A 16,601-nucleotide genomic window follows, 5' to 3' on the forward strand; every position below is an offset into this window, starting at 1 on the left:
TCACCTTTTTCTATCAAGCTACCTTCAATTATAACAGCAAAGGTAGTATGTTAAAAATGTGAACCTCTCATTTATAACGCGTTATAGATCGTTGAAAATCTAATTGCATGTTCCATCTCATCATGCATGGCAATAAACAAGGGATTGTATGCTTCGGGTATAGGGATAGTGAGTAGCATTTCTTTATAAAATTCGGTTGCTTCTAGCTCATCTACAAGCGAATCTTTCGCAGCTTGCTTTAAGTTGGTCGCTGGTTTAGGTTTATCGGGATTTTGTACAAATTGCCCAGTCAGCATATAATGGAGTTGTTGAAACATTTCATAATGACTTTTTTCATCTTCCATTGCATGCTTGATAAACGATTGCCAATAGGGATCGTCTGTGAGCTTTAGCATGTATTTATAGAAATAAAAAGCTCGATACTCTTCTTCAATAGCTTTTTTTAGCTGTTCATTAAACAACAGGCCACTCCTTTTCGCCTTTTTTCTAGCGTATGCGAGTGTGACTTCACCTATGAAAGGGGATATTTTCATGCTTCAACATTTTAGCTTCAAACCGATGTTTGAAAATAAGCAATTACCAGGCTGGACATTTTCTTTTTTTTACCAACATTCTCGCTATAGCGGTGAATACTTTCCGGATGGATCAATCACTTGGACAGGCGGATCCACGCCACCTAACGAAGAAACTGTAAAGAAAATGATTCACGAATTAATGTTATTTCACGTTTACGATTAAAAATTATGGGAATTCATAAAAAAGATACAAATCATTTTTCTCATATATAATGCTTTTAACTATTCTTAAATCAAAAAGCTAGAAACGCAAAATAATTTGCGTTTCTAGCTTTTCTTTTTTACCTACTTTTCACCAACATACTAACTGCTTCTTGAATAGCTTCTTCAGCAGAAGTACCTTCTTCATTAGCTGCAACAATACAACGTTCTAAATTTTTCGCGACAATTAACCCAATTGTACGGTCTGTTGCAGAACGAACGGCAGAAAGTTGAGTTACAACATCACGGCAATCTTTGTCTTCTTCCATCATCTTGATGACGCCTCTCACTTGTCCTTCAAGACGTTTCAATCGATTCATCACATCTTTATCATAATTCAAGATCGTCACTCCTCACTAGCACATCTTCTTTCTTATACGATAGCGGAATTAACAAGAAAAATCCACAACATTACTTGCATCAAGAAAATAATGTTGAAAAGCACAAAAGCTTCTTAGATCGTTTTTTAAAATTTTAATTCTTCAAAAAGGGAGTAACCCTTACTCTACTTTTGAATCCAGAGTTACACCAGATTGTAAACGGTACATTTGTTCATAACGTCCGCCTAAAGATACTAACTCCTCATGTGTACCTTGCTCCGCAATTTCACCATTATCCAGTACTAAAATGCGGTCTGCACTTTTAATAGTAGAAAGTCGATGTGCAATAATAAATGTAGTACGACCTTTTTTCAACACAGCCATAGCATGTTGAATAATTTCTTCCGTTTCCGTGTCAATATTTGATGTTGCTTCATCTAAAATTAAAATCGCTGGATCAAATGCAAGTGCTCGTGCAAATGAAATTAATTGACGCTGTCCAGAAGAAAGTGTACTCCCTTTTTCAATCACAGGTTCATTAATGCCTTTTGGTAAATGCTTCAGAACGCGATCTCCTCCAACAGCATCTAAGGAAGCTTGCACTTTTTTACGAGAAATCCTGGGATCGCCTAGACTAACATTGGATTCAATGGTCCCTGTAAATAAATATGGATCTTGTAATACTATTCCCATATGATCACGCACGGTTTGACGGGGTAAGTCTTGAATGTTTATTCCGTCAATTGAAATGGTACCTTTTGACACATCATAGAAGCGGAACAATAAATTCATAATTGAACTCTTCCCCGACCCCGTATGACCAACTAGTGCAACAGTCTCGCCTTTTTTCGCTTCAAAAGAAATACTTTTTAATACATATTCTTGCTCTTTATAAGCAAACCATACATCGTCAAATCGTACATCTCCCATATAACGCTCAATTTTTTTATCACTTACAACCTCGCCTGATCTGTCTAGTAATCGAAATACGCGTTCAGCTGCGACTAATGCTTGCTCGAGTTTAGCCAACTGATTTACGACTCCCGTTACAGGATTAAATAACCTAGTGATGTAATCAACAAACGCATACAACACACCTACAGAAATTACGCTTGTAGCAGTTAATGAAGCACCACCGAAATACCAAATGAAAAATACAAATGTCATCGATCGAATAACACTTACTAAGTTGTGAGATGTGCCAGCATCTAAATACAACAATTTATTTTGATATTTATAATGTTCACGATTTACCACATCGAATTCTTCATGCATTTGTTCTTCACGACGAAACGCTTGAATAATTGTCATCCCTTGAATAGATTCATTAATCATTGCATTCATATCACTTACTTTTTCTCGAACAATGTGATTATACTTCGCTGCATATTTTCGATACAAGATCATCCAAATATACAAAAGCGGCAACACGAACAAGGTAATCGCGGCCATTTTCCAATTAAGGAAGAACAACGCCACATAAATGCCTGTAATGTACATAGCACTTGAGGCAAATTGAGATAACACAGTCACATATAATTCTCGAATTGCTTCTGTGTCATTCGTAATGCGTGCAACAACTTTGCCTGCAGGCAAGTTGTCAAAGTAACGAATAGGTAAAGTTTGAATATGCTTATAGACATCATTACGCATTTTTTGAATAACACGATTCGCAGCTTTTTGTAATAATAAATATTCACCATAACGAAAGACAGCCGATACAATCGCTAAGGCAAAGAATACTCCAAGTAAAATCGCTATTGTTTCAAAATCAAGTGGAGCACCATCTACTACTCCGACAATATGTTCGTCAATAATTTTTTTTGCAATTAACGGACCCGCTAAATCTGCAGCCACTGCAACAGTCATAAGGGCTATTCCGATGATTAAAAGTTTTTTATAATGAAGGGCGTACACCCATAATCTTTTGCCTGTACTCATGATGACACCTCCTCAATTTGCTGGCGGTCAAACTGTTCTTTATACCAGCCCTTATTCGCAAGCAAATCTTCATGAGTTCCTTCTTCAATCATGCCCCCATCATCTAACACAATAATCCAATCTGCGTGTTGAATGGCAGATAAGCGATGGGTTGTTATAATGGTTGTTTTTCCTATTCGTTCTTGCTGAATATTTTCAATAATATGTGCTTCAGTTTTAGCATCGACTGCAGACAACGAATCATCTAATATTAAAATCTCCGGATTTTTAATGAGAGCACGTGCAATGGAAATACGTTGCTTTTGTCCACCAGATAAAGCAACTCCTTTTTCACCAACAAGGGTATTCAATCCTTGGGGCAACATTTCTAAATCTTTTTGAAAATGGGATAATCGAATAGCAGTTTCAATATCTTCGTCAGTTCCTTCCGGAAAACCAAACAAAATATTTTCTCTGACTGTTCGTGAGAATAGCACATGGTCTTGTGGTACATAGCCAATCCAATTTCGAATCTGATTTTTCGTTTGTTCTTCAATCGCCACTCCTCCAAGTGATAAAGATCCACTTCCTACCGGATATTCACGTAGTAATTGTTTAATAAAGGTCGTCTTTCCACTACCCGTTTTTCCTACAACCCCAAGTGTATGACCCTGTTCAATATGAACATTTATATTTGATAAATTGATTGTTGTAGATTTTGGATATTGGAATTCTACTCCCGAGAATCCTATACGACCTGGACGTTCTAAAGATACTGGAAGTCCCGGATCTTTTACGTCTTCTCCATGATCAAGGGTTTCTTGTACACGATCGAGAGATGCATTGCCACGTTGCATAATATTGACTAGTTCACCAATCGCAAACATAGGCCAAATAATCATACCGAGATAGATGTTAAATGAGACTAAGTCACCAAGGGACATTTCCCCATTTGAAACTAAGAGTGCACCATACCCTAGACCGATTATGTAACTAACACCTGTTAGTATTTTTGTAATCGGGTTAAACAATGCATCGATTTTTTCAACTTCCATGTTTTTAGAATATACATCTTCCGTCATATCATCGAATTGCTTCTCAGATTGTCGTTCTTGTACATATGCTCGAATAACACGAACTCCTGCAACAGCTTCTAGTACACTATCATTCATGTCACCAAAGGCATCTTGTGCTTTCATGTACTTCTCGTGAATGCGCTTGCCAAGAATTTGCATAATGATTGCTAGAATAGGTAATGGTAAAAGAGCAAAAAATGTTAATTTCCAACTAACGAGAACTCCCATTGCTACTATAATTGTAAGCATATAAAGGGATGAGTCTATTAATGTTAAAATACCAAATCCCGCTGTTGTAGAAACTGCTTTTAGATCATTTGTCGCACGTGCCATCAAGTCACCCGTTCGATTTTCCTCATAAAAAGAAGGTGTCATGCGTAAGAAATGTTTCATTAAACGGCTACGCAGTTGCTTTTCAATGACATATGCTCCACCAAATAATTGGTATATCCAAATAAAGTTACTAAAATAAGTAACAATGGTAACAACTATTAACCCTAGTATAAATGTCATGAGTAACTTCATCGTTAATGTTTGTTGATAAATGGCATCAATCGATTCTCCAAGTAACCAGGGGGGAACAATTTCGAGAACGTTTGTAACCAGAAGTAACGATATAGCAATTGTGTATCGCTTCCAGTTTTCCGCAAAAAACCATCTTAATTTAAATAAAACTGTAAACATATAGTTTCCTTCTTCCTTCGTTTAAGATTTGGCTCTCACTAGCCGCTTTCTAGAGATTCCTTTATCATTATTTGTTTCTGTTGTTGATAGTTCATCGTCAGCACTCCATTTCATTTTATATTTATGTGACAGCACATGGCTGATAACACCAAAATATGGTAATAAATAAACACAAAAAAGCACACGCCCTGTTTACAGATGCGTGTACACATGAAAGTAGGAACTGGTATCCATACCTGTTCCTTGTTTATTGTTAAATCAAAGAGAATTAACTGGAAGGTACGGAGGAACTATGTAATTTAATACAATTTCAATTGTAAAAGTCATTATACGTACCTCCTCTTCCTACAGTTTTTTACTTACTTAGATTATCATGGATTTTTTTGTATTGTCAATAGATTTCGAAAAAATAATTATTTTATCGCTTGTGTTTATACGATTTCAGGAAGGGTATTTATAAGGTGACATAATCATTCTGGAATGAAGGAGCGATTCACATGGAAGAAAAAAAGAATGTTGAAGTTAGACGAGAAGAAAAAACAGATAGCGGTTTGGTTGGAGCGACCTTTATTAAATATGCTACATACTTAATTATATTCTTTGCTGTTTTATGGTTTCTTATTAATTATGTATTCCCTATGTTCGGATAAGAGAGGAGTTTTTATTTATGTTTAACAAAATGATTGTTGGTTATGATGGGTCCGAGGGTAGTAATGTAGCACTGAGCCGCGCTGTTGACGTGTTGCGTAACCGACCAAATAGCGAACTAATAATAGCTTATGTAAACGACTATGATGAAAATGGAGATACATCTTATTCAAGCGAGGCTTTAGGTATGGCTCCAATTTTAACAGATATAAATAATCAGGGTACTACAGGTCAACTTGATCCAGATTCACCGCATCATTTCGCAAGAGATTATGCTAATAAAATGACTGAATCTATACAGCTGGAATTAAATAGACATCATGTTGAAGCACAAATCGTCGTTATTGATGGACACCCAGCGACAGCATTATCCGCTCTGGCTGAAAAAGAAAAAGTAGATGCCATTGTCGTTGGAAATAGTGGGAAGTCTGGCTTCCAAAAGTTTTTCGTCGGTTCTGTTAGTGAAAAAATAGTAAAAGAATCACCTTGTACCGTTATCGTTGTAAAATAAACACCTAGTTGCGCTCCTATCTCAATAGGAGCGCATTTTTATTTCGATTTTACGTTTTTTTCACGTATACTAGGAAGAAGAAGAAGTAGAGAAGTTAGGTGTGAGTAGAAATGGCGCGTCAAAAGAAAATGGACGAAGCAGAAATGCTAAAAGAAACCGAAAAGTTACTGCTCGAACGTGGGTATGAGGGCTTTTCTTTTAAAGCATTGTCCGCTAATTTAGATATTGCGCGCAGCACAATCTATGAATATTACAGCCATAAAGATGATCTAATCACTGATTATATGTTTATTTTAGTCAAAAAAGTAATGGCTGAAATGGAAAAAATCAAGTCTGAAACCACTGGACTTGATACGATGAAAGAATGGCTGAAATTGTTTATGAGATATGATCAAGTTCACTATATGATCAGCATGCGTTCCCAGCTCGATCAATCGGAGTCTGAGATCGCTCGTAATCGTTTAAAACAAATGGACGGACTTCATGGGAAAATGTTTTTTATGTTGTCTAATCAAGTAAAAAAAGCAAAAGAACTAGGAGAAGTTCGTGATGACTTACCTAATGCATTGGTTGCCTCATTCTTTTTTCATTCAATATTGTCTAGACCTGCGAATGATGAAAACATTGAAGGCTGGGCAGATAAACTAAATGATATTATCGAAAATGGAGTTAGACCACATAAGGAGTCGTGAATATGAAAATTGCAGTGCTATTACGAAATGATTTACGACTACATGACCATCCTGCTCTTTCTCAAGCAAAGCTTGATGGTGAAGTCTTACCTATTTATATTTTAGAAGCTGATTTAGGTGCAGCATTTAAGTACTGGACACATCGCAATTTGGAATCCTTTCAAGCTTCTATTCGCGATATTGGTGGTGAACTTTATGTTTCAAGTACTCCGTTAGCTGAAACAGTAAAAGCGCTAAAGGAAGATAGTGCAATTGATGCAGTGTATTTCAACCGTTCGTATCATCCACACCAGCGGGTAAGAGATGAAGAATTGTCAAAACAATGGTTTGATGACGGTCTAGCTGTTAAAACATTTGAAGGCACCATGCTTCTTCCCCCTTGGGATTCAGTGAAGGAAAATGGTGAGCCCTATAAAGTTTTCACTCCTTTCTATAACCACTTTCGAACTAAAAATATTCCTCAAGTCGTACCTCGTATAAGAGAAGTGAAATTTGCGAACGTTAATTCAAATGTGAAATGTATATCTGCAGATATTAATACGTTGCAGCTCGTCCCTTCAATAAAGTGGACAGATGGTATTGATGAAGCATGGCCAGCGGGAGAAGAAGCTGCAATTGATCTCGTCAAAACATTTATAGACGAAGACTTAGCTGCATATAAAACAAAGCGCGATTTTCCTGCAATTTCAGGAACTTCCCGTATTTCACCTTATTTAGCTATCGGCGCATTATCAGTTCGCAGTGTTTATCATTACGCTTTAAAAATGCAACCCAATGTAAGTGAAGCGTTTATTCGCCAATTAGTGTGGCGCGAATTTGCATATCAAACGATTGTACACTATCCTCACACAACGAGTAAGCCACTTAATGAGAATTTTTCGAAGTTCCCTTGGTTGAATAATGAAGTTCATTATCAAAAATGGTGTGTTGGACAAACTGGTATTCCATTAATAGATGCAGGCATGCGCGAACTATGGTCGACTGGCTATATGCATAACCGTGTGCGTATGAATGTAGCTAGTTATTTAACGAAACATTTATTGGTAGACTTCACAAAAGGCATGTCTTGGTTTTCAGATACACTAATTGACTCCGATATTGCCAATAACACTTTCGGTTGGCAATGGGCCTCAGGATGTGGAGCGGATGCAGCACCTTATTTCCGAATCTTTAATCCGTATTTGCAAAGCAAAAAATTTGATGGTGAAGCACTTTATATTAGAAAATGGGTTCCAGAGCTTCGTTTACTATCAAATAAAGACATTATGGAACCTGATCAAGCATCTGAGGATGCCCTTGAAGAAGCTGGAGTTTTATTAGGTGAAACTTACCCCTACCCAGTAGTCATTCACAAAGCAGGACGAGAACGTGCCTTGCTAGCTTACAAAGAAGTGAAAAATAAAGGATGAACTCGTGATTCAAGTGAGTCCATCCTTTATTTTTTTGGAGAGATTTTACTATGCTCATTTATTAGTCGTTTCTTTTAGTCTGGAAGTAAACTCGAGTGTTCTCTAGAAATGTACTTGTTCAACCAACACTGCACGCACAGGGCTTCCGTCCGCTCCCTCTATTTTTAAAGGAAGTGCAATTAATTGATATGTACCTTCCTTTATTTCGTCTAACACGAGTCCTTCTAAAATATAGCGACCTGCCGTTCCTAAAGCATGATGCATGGGTAGATTTTTGCTTGTAATCGCATCTACTGACGGCAAATCTACTCCAAATAAAACAATGCCATTTTCAACCATCCACCCTACCACTCCAACTTCAAAGACTGGAATTCTGTCAGGGAAAACAGCTCTTTTATTCCAGGCACTTGTGCGGAAAAGAACGGCTTTTGCCTTACCTGTTCGGACTTCTTGTAGTGATTCTCTAGAAATCACATCTTGCTCACTTACATCAATGACAATCGCATCGACAATATAGTTTTCTAAAGGTAGTTCATGCACTTTCTTTCCTTGCTCATCAAAATGAAATGGGGCATCGATATGAGTACCAATATGTGTACTTGTCATTATTTGTCCTACATTCACTGAACCACTTTGTTGCTTTGTCCAGTTTAATTGAAACTGGAATGGCGTATCACCTGGCCACTCGGCTACATCACTGTTCAACATCATAGATATGTCATGTATTTTCAATTACGCCACCACGTTTCGTTCATTGGAGAATGTTTTATACGTTTCTTCTACCATAATAAGTTTTAATCGTTGAACCATTTCCCAGACGTCTTCAAAACTAGAATAAAAACTAATAGGTGCTAATCGAATGATATCCGGTGAACGGAAATCAGGAACTACATTAACTTGTTTCAACGCTTTACAAATACGAGCTGCTTCTGGATGGGCTAACGCAATATGACCGCCTCGCGCTTCATCAACAACAGGGGTGACATCGACAAAACTAAACGTTCCCACTTCTGCTTGAATTAAGTCACGTAAATACTGCGTCAACGCAAGCGATTTAGCTCGAATATTTCCCATACCCGCTTCTTCAAATAATTCCACACTTCCAGTTAGTGGAGCTACACTAAACAAGTTTGGTGTACCGATTTGATAAGCACCTGCTCCACTTGCTTTTGAAAAATCATGTGACATATCAAATTGCTTCGTTTTGTCTGAACCAAACCAACCAGCTAGACCTGGCAACTCATCGTGATGACGTTCATGAATATAAAGTCCACCTGATCCTCCTGGGCCACTATTCATATATTTATAATGACACCAAATAGCGAAATCTACTTTTTGGTTATGTAGTTGGTGAGGAACTGCACCAATTGAATGAGCTAAATCAAATCCGACTAAAATCCCTTTTGAATGTGCCATTTCGGTAATTTTCTCTATATCTAATAATTGCCCACTTCGATACAACACAGATGGCAACATTAAAATGGCTACGTCCTCAGTCAGCATTTCTTCAATCGCTGCAAGCGTCAATGTATAGCCATCATCACTTTTTACTTTTCGCATTGAAACTGCAGGATCTAGTCCACGTAGTTTTAAATGACTTTCTACAGCATAAATGTCCGAAGGGAAATTTAGTTCGTCAACGACAATGACTGATCTTTCAGCAGTTGGATGAAACAAAGTAGAGAGCATTTGGTGAATATTAACAGTAATAGATCCAGTTACCATAACTTCATTACTATTAGCTCCAACGACGGTTGCCACTCGTTCACTTAACTTTTCTGAATAAGTAAACCAAGGGTCCTTCCCCTCAGTCCATCCATCAATACCCTTTTCACGCCAACTTGATAGTAGGTTTTCAAGGGTTGCCTCTGATCGTTTCGACATAAGACCTAAGGAGTTCCCGTCCATATATAATTGATTTTCTGGCAAGTAAAACTCTTCTTTAAATGTACGCATGTTGTCTTGCTTATCCATTTCTTTTGCAAAAATTACCGTCGTATCCAAAGTCTTACCTCCTTCTTAGCCAAAAATAGCAAAGCTTAGTGCACCTAAAATGGCAGTGATAATTACAACAACCCAAGGTGAAAGTTTATAGAATACTAACAGAGTAAAGGAAATTAACACAATGACAAAATCTATCGGGTCATGCACTGCACTTGTAAAGACAGGGTCATAAAGAGCTGCTAGTAAAATTCCTACTACCGCTGCATTAACTCCCTTTAAAGCAGCTTGTATTCTTGGCTTAGTTCGAATCATTGCCCAAAATGGCAAAGTTCCAACTACAAGTAAGAATGACGGTAAAAACATGGCAATTACGGCAATAGCAGCTCCTGAAAAGCTCCCCATAATTTGACCAAGGTATCCTGCCAATGTAAATAATGGGCCAGGAACAGCTTGTGCGGCGCCGTAACCTGCAATAAATGTATCTGCAGACATCCAACCAGCTGGCACTACTTCCCTTTCTAACATAGGCAGTACGACGTGTCCTCCACCAAATACTATGGAACCTACTCGGTAAAAGATATCAAAAATCGCATACCAAGTAGCTTGAACAAACGGTCTAAATACTGGTAATAAAATAAGTAAAGCAAAGAATAGAATCCAAGCGATTATGCCGGTTTTCTTTCCAAACGACAATGGCATTTCAACAACTTCTGGTGCTTTTTCATTTTTGTAATACATAACACCAAAAATTCCTGCCAGGACAATAATCGAAATTTGTCCCCATGCTGTTGGAATTAACAATGTCGCGGCAGCAGCAATCATTGCTACCGTGATTCTGGTCCTATCAGGTGTTAATGATTTCCCCATACCCATTAGAGCATGTGCTACAACTGCAACTGCCACAATTTTTAGACCTTGAATCCATCCGCTTTCAAATGAACCTGTCTGGGTAATAACCCACCCCAATGCCATTAATATTAAAACAGATGGAAGGGTAAAACCAATCCACGACAATATACCGCCTAGTAATCCCCCACGGAGCATACCAATTGATATCCCTACTTGTGAACTCGCCGGACCTGGTAGGAATTGGCATAAGGCTACCAAATCAGCATACAGTTTATCGTCTAGCCATTTTCTCTTTTTAACATATTCGTCTCTAAAAAATCCGATATGTGCTGCAGGTCCTCCAAATGACGTTAAACCAAGTTTTGTAGATGCTGCTAAGATTTCAATATAACGACCTGATTTTTTTGTTGACATATTTCATCACTTCCTAACATATAAGTTTACTCTTATATAATACAAGAGGAAGAAACTCGTTAACAGTATAAACTTCATTAGAAAGTAATATTTGTTTTTTATACGTAAGTATTTTATTATTATAGGTATTAACTATTTTTCAGAAAACAGGAGGTGTACACTTTGTTCTCCCCCTCATTCGGGTTTGGAACAAAGGAATTCTTTGGACATAGCCATACGATTGACAGCATTTGCTGTCTTAATCGCTTTAACGGCATTCTTCGTTGCAAGTGAGTTTGCTATTGTAAAAGTGAGAGCAACCCGCATTGATCAATTAATTGCGGAAGGAAATAAACGTGCGGTAAATGCAAGACGAGTCGTTTCAAATTTAGATGAATATTTATCAGCGTGTCAGTTAGGTATCACAATGACCGCTCTTGGTCTTGGTTTACTCGGAGAACCTACAGTTGAGCTTATATTACATCCACTTTTTGAACGTTTCGAGCTTAGCGAAAGCATGTCGAACATCTTTTCTTACGGAATTGCGTTCTCATTCGTTACATTCTTGCACGTAGTTGTCGGTGAATTGGCACCGAAAACGTTAGCTATTCAAAAAGCGGAGGAAGTTGCTTTAGCTACTGCAACACCATTAATTTGGTTCTACCGCATCATGTATCCAGTCATTAAATTCTTAAATGGTTCTGCTCGTGGTCTTACAGGCTTATTTGGATTACAGCCAGCATCCGAATCTGAACTTGCTCATACAGAAGAAGAACTTCGCATGATTTTATCAGATAGCTTGAAGAGCGGTGAAATTAACCAATCAGAATATAAGTTTGTAAATAAAATTTTTGAATTCGACGATCGGATTGCTAAGGAGATTATGGCTCCTAGAACAGAGATGAGCACCATTGATAAACATACAACTCTTCGTGAAGTGTTTGATCAAATAAATGTCGAGCAATATACACGCTATCCTGTTACTGATGGTAATAAAGACCATGTAATTGGACTAGTAAACATGAAAAATCTACTAACTGCTTATATTAAAGATGCAAACAATATCAATCGACCTGTAATTGACTATGTGCAACCCATTATTCGTGTTATTGAAACAATACCTATTGGTGAGTTGTTACTAAAAATTCAGCGTGAACGTATTCATATGGTGGTTCTAATGGATGAGTACGGTGGTACGTCTGGACTGGTTACTATTGAAGATATTCTTGAAGAAATTGTCGGTGATATTCGAGACGAGTTTGATAATGATGAACTGCCAGACGTTCAAAAGTTGGGTGATAATCATTATATTCTTGATGCAAAAATATTAATTCAAAATGTGAATGATCTTTTAGGCATAGATATTGATGAAGAAGATATCGATACAATTGGTGGTTGGTTCTTAACAAAACATTTCGAAGCCATTAAAGGTGAAAAAATAATTGAACAAGGGTACGAATTTACGATTAAAGATATGGAAGGTCATCACATACTATATTTAGAGGTCATGAAGTTAACTGAAGAAGAAGTTGCTGATTTTCGCATAGATCAATCAGTGGAATCTTAGAGCTAAACGACTCTCCCAAAGAGGGTCGTTTTCTTATGTCTGAAAGTTTTGCAGGGGGGAAACAAAATGGAGCTATATACAAATTTGCGCGAAGGCGAAAAAGGCGCATGGTTAAGTATAGGAACATATATCATACTAAGTGCATTAAAGCTGACGATTGGATATATTGGAAACTCGGAAGCATTAAAAGCAGATGGTCTTAATAATATGACGGATATCATCGCCTCTTTCGCCGTGCTGATTGGTCTACGTATTTCTCAAAAGCCCCCTGATCATAATCATCATTATGGACATCTTCGTGCAGAAACTGTTGCCTCTCTTGTAGCATCTTTTATAATGGCTACCATAGGCTTACAAGTGCTTATTAATGCCGGTAAGAATTTACTTCACCCAGTTTATGAAACTCCTTCTATTTGGACCGCAGTTGTTGCAGGTGGCAGTGCCGTCGTTATGTATATGGTGTACCGTTACAATTTGAAGTTAGCGAACCGCATTAACAGTACAGCCGTCAAAGCAGTTGCTTATGATAATCGATCAGATGCTCTCGTAAGTATTGGCGCAACTATCGGGATACTAACTGCAATTTTCGGACTCCCTATTCTTGATTCAATTACCGCTATATTGGTTGGCGTACTTATTATGAAAACTGCATTTACTATTTTCTATGAAGCAGTTCATACACTTACAGATGGATTCAACGAAGAAGAAGTAGAAACCTTATCAGTTCTTGTAGAGAACGTTCAAGGTGTACTCCATTTGAATGATTTCAAAGGAAGAATGCATGGAAATCTCATGTTTGTTGATTTAACCATAGCGGTAGACCCAAGTCTTAATGTCGTAGAAAGCCATCGAATTACGGAGGAAATAGAGAAGAAAATTCATAATGTAAAACCATTTTCCGAGGTGTTTGTCCATATCGAACCTTATCAGCTTCATCTGTCAGAAGAATAACGCAATTTCTTGCTTTGAGCATCACGTTAGTTTTTCGGAATATAAACAAAATTCCGTTAAATACATTGACTAAATATATATATTTTTGATATAGTTGTTTCATCAAAAGAAAGCAGGTGAGGTATTATGACAATTTTATTAGAGAATGTAAACAAGCGAATTGGCATGTTCCAGGTATCTCATCACAATTGTGCTTTCTAAAAGTAGACCGTTTCTTGTGGTGTGTATTTAACCGTGACTGCCTTTTCGCAGCCACGGTTTTTTATATACACAAAACAGGAGGAATATACTTTGAAAACAGTTGAAAATTACGGATGGAACGAATCATGGAAAACAAAATGGGAAAACCAATCCAACAATGAAAAATTACAAGCAAGCATCGCTGGTCGTATCTTGCTAGAGCATAAACATATGTACCGCGTTGTAACCGATGAAGGTGAATGGTTAGCCTCTCTTTCCGGGAGTTTTAAGCATGCAGCACAAGATCGTAGAGACTACCCTGCTGTCGGTGACTGGGTTGCTGTAGAAAAAATGCCTGGTGAAGAAAAAGGGATTATTCGCAGTATCCTTCCACGAACATCGCTTTTTTCTCGAAAAGTTGCAGGTCTAACAACTGCAGAACAAATTGTCGCCGTAAACGTCGATATCGTCTTTCTTATCATGTCTCTAAACTTAGACTTTAATGTTCGGCGACTCGAACGATATATAATTGCTGCTTGGGATTCTGGGGCAAACCCCGTTATCGTTCTAACCAAAAAGGATCTATGTGATGATCCACAATTCTTTGTTGATCAAGCAAATGATGTAGCATTTGGAGTGCCCATTCACGTCGTCAGCAGTGTAACCTGCGAAGGAGTCGCTGAACTTCAAGAATTATTAAAAGACGGAAAAACAGCAGCTCTTCTTGGCTCATCTGGTGTTGGAAAATCATCTTTAACAAACGCCCTATGTGGTGAAGAGGTTATGGTGGTTCAAAACATTCGAGAAGATGACGACAAAGGACGCCATACTACTAGTCATCGCGAATTGTTCCGCATGCCTGGTGGAGGATTGTTAATTGATACACCTGGTATGCGCGAGTTTCAAATGTGGGACAACAGTGAAAGCTTAAATACAGGATTCAAAGATGTCGAGCAATTTGCAAATTCATGTCGTTTCACTGATTGCCAACACACTAATCAACCAGGTTGTGCCGTGCAAGAAGCTCTTGAAAATGGTTCTCTAACCTTCGAACGCTATGCAAGCTATGAAAAGCTAAAACGTGAACTTGCTTACGTTGAAAGAAAAGCAGATGCTGCAGCTCAAAAAGCAGAGCGTGGAAAATGGAAACAAATTACGAAAGACATGCGTAAACGCTCAGCGAAAAAGAGGTAAGCACTAAATAATTGCCAGCCCTAAAAAAATGGGCTGGCTTTTCTGTGGGTGACAATCCCGCGAGGTTCGTTTATGAAAGTGTGGCTGTAGGGTTAGACAACTAACAAAAAATGTCTGTTTATGACACTGAAAGATTTCCAGGTAGTTTTCGGCAACGACGAAAGCATTACATTCATAGGATTATCTGAAATTGTAAAATGGAGATGTGACAATGTCACATCTCCATTTATTAGAAAAACCACATCCTATGCAGGTATGCAGTTCTTACATTTCATTTATATTAATTGTTGTACGTTTACTTCTTTCCCTATGCGCGTATACATTTTTAATTCTTCAATTAATTTGTCCACTTGTTCAGCTGCTTCATTTAATAGTCCGTCGCGATCATAATCAAATGTACTTGGATCTAGCACTAATTGACAAGGAATTGCATTAGCATAAACCCCTCGCATCACCGTACGCATGTTGTTTAAACAATTAATACCGCCTTTACCGCCACCAGCAACAGCAACAGCAATTAAGCCAACTGGTTTGTGTAGAAATTGTGTGCCGCTTAAGAAATCTAATGTATTTTTTAGTGCCCCACTCATTGCACTATGGTATTCAGGTGATAATAATACTACCCCGTCTGCTTCTAGAACAGACTGACGTAAAGATTTTACAACCGGATTAGTTGTTTGATCCTCTTCTCCTGTATACATTGGCATTTCCATCACACTTAAATCCAATGTATGGAATCCGTAGGTACGTTCGATAAATCTAGCTGCAATTGCAGTTCTGCCGTGTTTGCGTGGCCCTCCACTGATTACTAATATTTTCATCTCATTGTCTCCTTTTACAATCCACTCGGATCGGTTAACCCGTGCTTCACTGCATAAAGAGCAGCTTGCGTACGGTCTTGTACGTGTAATTTCGAAAAAATGTTGGATATATGTGTCTTAACTGTTTTCTCTGTGACAAACAGGGATGAAGCAATCTCTTTATTGCTCTTTCCTTTTGTGAGCTCAGATAAGACATCCTGCTCTCTAGGCGTAAGTGGATATAGCTTATGCGCTGGATCAATTTGCGGTTCACGTACTTTCATTAGTTGTGATGTGGCAATCGGGTGCAAGGTATTTTCCCCACGCATTAATTTTCGAATGGATTCTACTAAATCATCAGGTTCAATATCTTTTAATTGATAACCTGCTGCTCCCGCTTCAATTGCAGGTATGACGTGATCACGATCTGAAAAACTCGTAAGCATTAAAACCTCTGTTTTCGGGTATTGTTGTTTGATTTTTTTTGTCGCTTGAATCCCGTCCATTACTGGCATGACCAAATCCATTAATACAATATCTGGTCTAAGGCTAGCTGTCAACTCAACGGCTTCTCGACCGTTCGTAGCTTCCCCCACAACATTAATATCCTTTTGAGTCTTAAGAAAAAAAAGTAACCCTCGTCTTACTACATGATGATCATCCGCAATCAGCACTCTAATCATGCAG

At 38.0% G+C, this 16,601-nt stretch carries 17 protein-coding genes; 8 read left to right on the forward strand and 9 right to left on the reverse strand.

All coding sequences use genetic code 11. The features are described from left to right. Positions 1-71: 71 nt before the first annotated feature. Positions 72-533 (reverse strand): ferritin-like domain-containing protein, encoded by a 462-nt coding sequence (locus tag C406_RS0103755; protein WP_237740501.1) that lies wholly within the window; start codon positions 531-533, stop codon positions 72-74. Between C406_RS0103755 and C406_RS0103760 the strand changes: the two genes are divergently transcribed. Beyond that, a complete protein-coding gene (locus tag C406_RS0103760; protein ID WP_017379256.1) occupies positions 532-738 on the forward strand; it encodes a YheE family protein in 207 nt (68 codons plus the stop codon). The genes C406_RS0103755 and C406_RS0103760 overlap by 2 nt on opposite strands. A 118-nt stretch (positions 739-856) precedes the next feature. On the opposite strand, the gene C406_RS0103765 is transcribed toward C406_RS0103760, so the two are convergent. The 3 genes from C406_RS0103765 to C406_RS0103775 all read right to left on the reverse strand — a co-directional run bounded on the left by C406_RS0103765 (position 857) and on the right by C406_RS0103775 (position 4,776). Continuing rightward, positions 857-1,096: a metal-sensitive transcriptional regulator gene (locus C406_RS0103765; RefSeq protein ID WP_407670294.1), complete on the reverse strand. Its 240-nt coding sequence runs from the start codon at positions 1,094-1,096 to the stop codon at positions 857-859. Positions 1,097-1,276: 180 nt separating this feature from the next. Continuing rightward, a complete protein-coding gene (locus C406_RS0103770; RefSeq protein WP_017379258.1) occupies positions 1,277-3,037 on the reverse strand; it encodes an ABC transporter ATP-binding protein in 1,761 nt (586 codons plus the stop codon). Then, a complete protein-coding gene (locus C406_RS0103775) occupies positions 3,034-4,776 on the reverse strand; it encodes an ABC transporter ATP-binding protein (RefSeq protein ID WP_017379259.1) in 1,743 nt (580 codons plus the stop codon). The genes C406_RS0103770 and C406_RS0103775 overlap by 4 nt, the downstream gene beginning before the upstream one ends. A gap of 497 nt (positions 4,777-5,273) precedes the next feature. Between C406_RS0103775 and C406_RS20645 the strand changes: the two genes are divergently transcribed. From C406_RS20645 to C406_RS0103795, 4 genes are all read left to right on the forward strand, one after another. After that, complete coding sequence (locus tag C406_RS20645; RefSeq protein WP_017379260.1) at positions 5,274-5,426, forward strand: hypothetical protein; 153 nt, start codon at positions 5,274-5,276, stop codon at positions 5,424-5,426. A gap of 17 nt (positions 5,427-5,443) precedes the next feature. Further along, positions 5,444-5,935, forward strand: coding sequence for a universal stress protein (locus C406_RS0103785; RefSeq protein WP_017379261.1), 492 nt, complete (start codon positions 5,444-5,446; stop codon positions 5,933-5,935). 110 nt (positions 5,936-6,045) lie between these two features. Then, positions 6,046-6,627 carry a TetR/AcrR family transcriptional regulator gene (locus tag C406_RS0103790; RefSeq protein ID WP_017379262.1) on the forward strand — a complete coding sequence of 194 codons (582 nt, stop codon included), beginning with the start codon at positions 6,046-6,048 and terminating at the stop codon, positions 6,625-6,627. Between the two features lie 2 nt (positions 6,628-6,629). Then, entirely contained in the window at positions 6,630-8,036 is a 1,407-nt protein-coding gene (locus C406_RS0103795) for a cryptochrome/photolyase family protein (protein ID WP_017379263.1), read from the forward strand. Positions 8,037-8,138: 102 nt separating this feature from the next. Here C406_RS0103795 and kynB read toward each other — a convergent pair whose 3' ends face one another. The 3 genes from kynB to chrA are packed head-to-tail and all read right to left on the reverse strand — an operon-like array spanning position 8,139 to position 11,243. Continuing rightward, positions 8,139-8,768 (reverse strand): arylformamidase, encoded by a 630-nt coding sequence (kynB, locus tag C406_RS0103800; RefSeq protein ID WP_017379264.1) that lies wholly within the window; start codon positions 8,766-8,768, stop codon positions 8,139-8,141. After that, a complete protein-coding gene (kynU, locus tag C406_RS0103805; protein ID WP_017379265.1) occupies positions 8,769-10,040 on the reverse strand; it encodes a kynureninase in 1,272 nt (423 codons plus the stop codon). It abuts the gene before it with no gap. 15 nt (positions 10,041-10,055) lie between these two features. Continuing rightward, positions 10,056-11,243: a chromate efflux transporter gene (chrA, locus tag C406_RS0103810; RefSeq protein ID WP_017379266.1), complete on the reverse strand. Its 1,188-nt coding sequence runs from the start codon at positions 11,241-11,243 to the stop codon at positions 10,056-10,058. 220 nt (positions 11,244-11,463) lie between these two features. On the opposite strand from chrA, the gene C406_RS0103815 reads away from it, so the two are divergent. From C406_RS0103815 to rsgA, 3 genes are all read left to right on the forward strand, one after another. Then, positions 11,464-12,789 carry a hemolysin family protein gene (locus tag C406_RS0103815; protein ID WP_026045596.1) on the forward strand — a complete coding sequence of 442 codons (1,326 nt, stop codon included), beginning with the start codon at positions 11,464-11,466 and terminating at the stop codon, positions 12,787-12,789. 66 nt (positions 12,790-12,855) lie between these two features. Then, the gene (locus C406_RS0103820; protein WP_017379268.1) at positions 12,856-13,740 is read left to right on the forward strand and encodes a cation diffusion facilitator family transporter; all 885 of its coding nucleotides are present in this window, start codon (positions 12,856-12,858) and stop codon (positions 13,738-13,740) included. 291 nt (positions 13,741-14,031) lie between these two features. Next, positions 14,032-15,114, forward strand: a complete 1,083-nt coding sequence (rsgA, locus tag C406_RS0103825; RefSeq protein WP_017379269.1) for a ribosome small subunit-dependent GTPase A — start codon at positions 14,032-14,034, stop codon at positions 15,112-15,114. 275 nt (positions 15,115-15,389) lie between these two features. On the opposite strand, the gene C406_RS0103830 is transcribed toward rsgA, so the two are convergent. Both C406_RS0103830 and C406_RS0103835 read right to left on the reverse strand, forming a co-directional pair. Further along, positions 15,390-15,935: an NADPH-dependent FMN reductase gene (locus tag C406_RS0103830; protein WP_017379270.1), complete on the reverse strand. Its 546-nt coding sequence runs from the start codon at positions 15,933-15,935 to the stop codon at positions 15,390-15,392. A gap of 14 nt (positions 15,936-15,949) precedes the next feature. Beyond that, a complete protein-coding gene (locus tag C406_RS0103835) occupies positions 15,950-16,597 on the reverse strand; it encodes a response regulator (protein WP_017379271.1) in 648 nt (215 codons plus the stop codon). Positions 16,598-16,601 lie beyond the last annotated feature (4 nt).

The organism is Paenisporosarcina sp. TG-14 (assembly GCF_000297555.1).
Taxonomy (GTDB): Bacteria; Bacillota; Bacilli; order Bacillales_A; family Planococcaceae; genus Paenisporosarcina; species Paenisporosarcina antarctica.